This window comes from Paraburkholderia sp. (assembly GCF_026225065.1).
GTDB lineage: Bacteria > Pseudomonadota > Gammaproteobacteria > Burkholderiales > Burkholderiaceae > Paraburkholderia.
On the sequence record NZ_JAMFSB010000431.1, the window covers coordinates 1 to 4,363 of the forward strand.

General features: G+C 61.4%; 3 protein-coding genes and 2 pseudogenes. 3 read left to right on the top strand and 2 right to left on the bottom strand.

The window, feature by feature from the left end; genetic code table 11:
* Nucleotides 1-247 (top strand): annotated as a pseudogene (locus tag M0954_RS29245) (hypothetical protein); the annotation flags it as partial.
* A gap of 1,065 nt (nucleotides 248-1,312) precedes the next feature.
* On the opposite strand, the gene M0954_RS29250 reads toward M0954_RS29245, so the two are convergent.
* Nucleotides 1,313-2,230, bottom strand: coding sequence for an AraC family transcriptional regulator (locus M0954_RS29250; RefSeq protein ID WP_133894386.1), 918 nt, complete (start codon nucleotides 2,228-2,230; stop codon nucleotides 1,313-1,315).
* 103 nt (nucleotides 2,231-2,333) lie between these two features.
* Here M0954_RS29250 and M0954_RS29255 point away from each other — a divergent pair, with 103 nt between their 5' ends.
* Together M0954_RS29255 and M0954_RS29260 are read left to right on the top strand one after the other, a co-directional pair.
* Nucleotides 2,334-3,083 (top strand): SDR family oxidoreductase, encoded by a 750-nt coding sequence (locus tag M0954_RS29255; RefSeq protein WP_123386243.1) that lies wholly within the window; start codon nucleotides 2,334-2,336, stop codon nucleotides 3,081-3,083.
* Nucleotides 3,084-3,146: 63 nt separating this feature from the next.
* Complete coding sequence (locus tag M0954_RS29260; RefSeq protein WP_123386244.1) at nucleotides 3,147-3,905, top strand: SDR family oxidoreductase; 759 nt, start codon at nucleotides 3,147-3,149, stop codon at nucleotides 3,903-3,905.
* Nucleotides 3,906-4,182: 277 nt separating this feature from the next.
* On the opposite strand, the pseudogene M0954_RS29265 reads toward M0954_RS29260, so the two are convergent.
* A pseudogene (locus M0954_RS29265) lies at nucleotides 4,183-4,363 on the bottom strand (alpha/beta hydrolase); the annotation flags it as partial.

Consider the following 4,363-nt stretch of genomic DNA (forward strand, 5'->3'; position numbering starts at 1 on the left):
CCTGATCAGTCGCAGCGAAGTGAATGGTGTCAAATGGTTATGCCTGGCGTTTCTGGCGGTGTGCCTGCTGTTCGCCATCGCGTTCGTTCATTGCGACAACCGGCTGACATCTGCCGTGGCAATCGGACTGTTTTCGGCGGCACTCGCCACAACCTTTTTACTCATCCTCGCCCACGATCGGCCCTTTACAGGAGACATCGCGCTGACGCCGGAGCCGCTGTTGCAGGTGATGCCAGAGAATCAATGATCGTTGTCGGCAATGAGCGGACCCCGGACGTATCCTCCCGCATGGAGGTGACATGGCAAGTCTAATATCAGGACATCGCCGGCGACTTCCAAGGAATGTATCAGGCAGTTCCGGCCACCACCAAGGCGAGCAGACTGTGCCGCTCAGTCGGTCGAAGCGCCGAAGCAGCGGCCGCACGAACGCGCCAGGCCCAGTCGCAGGCGCCCGGCACTCACTGTTGCCTTACCACCGCAGTCACACCGGCAAATCCACAAGCCATCTCCAGCGTATCGATCGGTCGTCAGCTGGCCGAATACCTCGCCGCCCCGCAGAGCGGGTGAGCCTGGTCGGGTCCGCCACACACGACGCTGCTCACGGCAGCCGCAATCCCGCGTTCGGCCGCTCTGTACCGCCTCCAACTCCGCAGTCACGTGGCCGCCGCACCGGCACCCCCAGAGCCAGACGTCGGCGCCGCGATATTGCAGAGCGACAAGGTCGCCGAAGGCGCGACCAGAAACATCGCGACTCGGGGGAAAGGGCCATTCAGGCGGCAAAGGGGGAGGAATACGTTTGTTCACAAAAGGTAAATGGGACTCGGCATCTTACTTTCAAGGCGTAGCTTCACCCGCCAATGATAGTTCGTGGATGTCCTCATCGGCGAGTGATAACGCGCTGAGTCTACGCCGTGAAGATACTCCCAACGGGCACGCGGCGGCCAGGAGCCGCCCTTCGACTGCCGCGTCTGGATCGTCGACACCCATTAGCGGGATCGATGAACAAAAAAGTCGGATCGATGGTGGTGCGATCGGACCTTCATGACCTTCGCCGCGGTCACGGTCACTTCGACCGGCCAGCCGGGTTCGACCGGCCCGGCTACCTGTGCGCGAGTCCCGGTGGGCAGGTGGGGTTGCGCTGCCGACTCGAAATAGTCGAGAACGGGCTAAATGCCTTGCCTGTTGTGTAAGTGTGAGAATCATTAGGCATACCGATCAAGTCCTGGACTTCCTTCTGCTCCATACCAATCCGAAGTTTCGTCGGGGAAGCGACCATTCGCAAGTGGCCGCAGATTACGAAATCATCGATGGCTTACGTGTCGTCGGTGGCTACCTGCTCCTCGCGCGCGTATTGTGAAGGTGGCCGCCCGACGTGCCGCGTGAAGGCGACGCTAAAGGTGCTGGCGGAGCTGTAGCCAACGCGCTGTGCAACCTCGGCGACGCCACCTTCACGACGGCGTAGCAGGTCCTTTGCGAGCGCCATGCGCCAGGTGAGCAAATATTCCATCGGCGCCACGCCGACCGCACGGTTGAAGCGTTCAAAGAAGGTTGAGCGCGACAGCGCGGCCTCCTTCGCGAGTTCAGCAACCGTCCACGCGCGCGTAGGGTGTTCATGCATCACGCGGATCGCGGCCGCGAGACGGCCGTCGGACAACCCGCGAACCAGCCCCGGTGAGGCCGTTGTTTCCGCCGTGGAGCGCAGCGCCTCGATGAGCAGCACTTCCAGCAGCCGCGACAGCACGACCTCACGCGCAGGTCGTAACGCGCGTGATTCGTCCCGTACGAGTTGCACGAGGGTGGCCAGCCTATCTACGCCGCGGACATGCACGATTTGCGGTAGCAAAGAGACCAGCAGGGATGCATCGGGTGAACCGAAGCTGCAGTGGCCGACCATCATTCGCAGATCGACCGGGCCGTCTGGCTCCCCGATTCCGAATTCATTATTGCCAAGCGCGATCGGCGCGAGCGTTTCAACATCCGGCAGTGGCGGTATGAGGCTAGACATCGCCACGCCGTAGGCCGCGGGAATCAGCACGAAATCTCCCGAGACGAGTTCGATGGGGTCGTGTCCGTCGATCGTCATGCGGCACGCGCCCTCGAGAATCACGTAGTAGAGCGGCTGACCGCTATCCGAGCGGCGAACGCGCCATCGGCCCGCGCCCAGAACCAGTTTGGAAAACCGCGCGCCCGGCTGCAGCAACGTCACAACTTCCGCCAACGGATCGATCATTACCGGACTCCTGCAAATGAAATTCGGATTTCTGATTGTAGCGAGTACAGTCGCAGCGGTCTATCTTAGGGGCATACACAAACCACCTCACATAGGAGTTCCCATGAAAACCGTGCTGATCACCGGTTGCTCTTCCGGTTTTGGCCTCGAGATCGCCCGCTATTTTCTGGCGCGCGACTGGCAAGTCGTCGCCACGATGCGCACGCCCCGCGCCGACGTGTTGCCGCCGTCAGAGCGCTTGCGCGTGCTGCCGCTCGACGTCACAGATCCGGAAAGCATCCGCACGGCTGTCGAGGCGGCCGGCCCGATCGACGTGCTCGTCAACAACGCGGGCTTCGGCGCGGCTTCGCCTGCGGAACTGATCCCGCTTGCGACGGTGCGCGAGATTTTCGAAACCAACACCTTTGGCACGATCGCATTGACGCAGGCAGTGCTGCCTCAGTTCCGGCAGCGCAAAGCCGGCGTCGTCGTGAATGTCACGTCGAGCGTCACGCTGAAGGCGCTGCCTCTGATTGCCGCATACAGCGCGAGCAAGGCGGCGGTGAACGCATTTACCGAGTCAATGGCAGCGGAGTTGGCGCAGTTTGGCGTGCAGGTGCGCCTGGTGCTGCCGGGTCGTGCGCCTGACACCCGGTTCGGCGAGAACGCCCGCGCCAAAATGCATGGCCTCGACCACGAGGCCTACGCCGATCTCGTCAAGGATGTGTTCGCGCGGATCCAGGACACCTCTACACCCATCACCCGGGCACAGGATGTCGCTGAGGCCGTGTGGCGTGCGGCGACGGATCCGTCATCCCCAATGCGTATCCCAGCCGGCGCGGATGCCGAAGCGTGGGCGGCTGAGGTTCGCTGACCGGGCTGCACAGATTGAATATGGCTTCCACATGCTACAGCGCATTACGATAAGGAGATTGCTATGCAGGACAAACCCGTTGCTCTCGTAACCGGGGCTAATCAAGGAATCGGTCTTCAGATCGCAAAGGATCTGGCGGCACGCGGCTTGACTGTGCTGGTAGGGTCGCGCAGCCTCGAACGTGGCGAGGCTGCGGCGAGAGAAGTTGGCCCGGACGCTTTCGCGCTCCAACTCGACGTGACGGATCAGGATTCGATCAAATCGGCGGCGGAGCGCGTCCGAAACGAGTTTGGCCGCCTTGACGTGCTCATTCAGAACGCGGCCATTTCGAATACGAAGAAGCAGCCCGGTCAGTCCGTTATGGAGTACGCAACGACGACGCGTCCGGGCAACGTGGATCTCGATGAAATGCGGGCAGTGTGGGATACCAACGTGTTCGGCGTACTCGCGGTGTACCAGGCGATGCTGCCACTTTTGCGCAAGACGCCGGGTTCCCGCATCGTCAACGTATCGAGTGGCGTTGGCTCGTTGACGGCGAACTCGGACCCGGCCTACCCCTACCGCACGATCTTCGGCCCTGTCTACGCGGCATCCAAGACGGCTCTCAATGCTTTGACGGTCGCCATGGCCCTCGAACTCGAGCCAGACGGTATCAAGGTCAATGCCGTCTCCCCGGGTTTTACCAGCACGAACCTCAACGGATATGCGGGCACCGAAACCGTCGAGCAAGGCGCTCGCGAGGCGGTGCGCGTTGCGCTGCTGGGTCCGGATGGCCCCACAGGAACGTTTACGCGCTGGAAAGAGGAAACGATCCCTTGGTGATTTAATCTAGCCACCCGCCCCAATCACAGTCGGCCGCCCGTTGCGCAAACCAATGATTTGCAGCGGCATATGGGAATGATTGTGATCGTCCATTGCGTAGGTGCCGCCGAGCAACGACGGCATCCGGGTGGTCTTCAGCGCAGCCTCGATATCGGCCGGCTAAGATATAGCAGCGTTACGCGTTTAATGAATGTCTGGCTCGTTCGTGCGAAACAACAGCCGGCAGCGGTGCCGGCGTCCGCCTGAGCGCTAAAGTGGGAGCGCTGACAAGCCTGCATTAACGCGGTGCGGGCTCCTCAAGGAAGTTTTGCACCGCGTTGAATAGTTGCAACCGGTTTTTCTCCATGATGACCGTGTGCGTCCCTTCGCCGATCAGATCGTATTGCTTCCACGGGGTACCGGTCAGCAGCGGAAACAAGGCCTGCGACATGTAAGGCGGCGTGTCCTGATCCCACTGC